Source organism: Rhodoplanes roseus, assembly GCF_003258865.1.
GTDB classification, from domain to species: Bacteria; Pseudomonadota; Alphaproteobacteria; order Rhizobiales; family Xanthobacteraceae; genus Rhodoplanes; species Rhodoplanes roseus.
Genome location: NZ_NPEX01000678.1, coordinates 1 through 389, shown reverse-complemented (window position 1 = coordinate 389; position 389 = coordinate 1). Strand labels below are relative to the sequence as shown.

The window sequence follows — 389 nt, the reverse complement described above, 5'->3', positions numbered from 1 at the left end:
CCGACTGCACGCCTTGGGGGGCAGCATAGCGGAAGGGTTTCGCGGGATAACCTTGGGTTATCGCGGGCCGGGCATGTTCTCGCACAAGGAAATCCCCCAATGGACATCAATCCTGACCGTCTGGGTAAGGTCGCGATCATTGCTGCGATCAGCTCGCGCGAGGAGGAAGAGGTCTTCAAGCAGTATATCGCTGCGAGTACGCGCTTGAAGCTCGGCATCACCTTTGTCAGCGGCATTCGCACGGATGTGACGAAGACATTCGTGAAGTCGCTCGTCGCCTGCGCGCTTCAAAGCCATATCATCCATCACCATCACAACGAGATCCACGCCGTGATCCATGCGGGCCTCGAATGCCTGAAGGGCGTCAGCTCGGACGTGGCGGCAGAATC

The 389-nt window shown here is 58.6% G+C and carries 1 protein-coding gene; it reads left to right on the top strand.

Annotated features, from left to right (window positions below; all coding sequences use genetic code 11):
• Window positions 1-99: 99 nt before the first annotated feature.
• Window positions 100-389: HutP family protein (locus tag CH341_RS31945; protein WP_111423746.1), on the top strand; the 290-nt coding region annotated here is incomplete at its 3' end.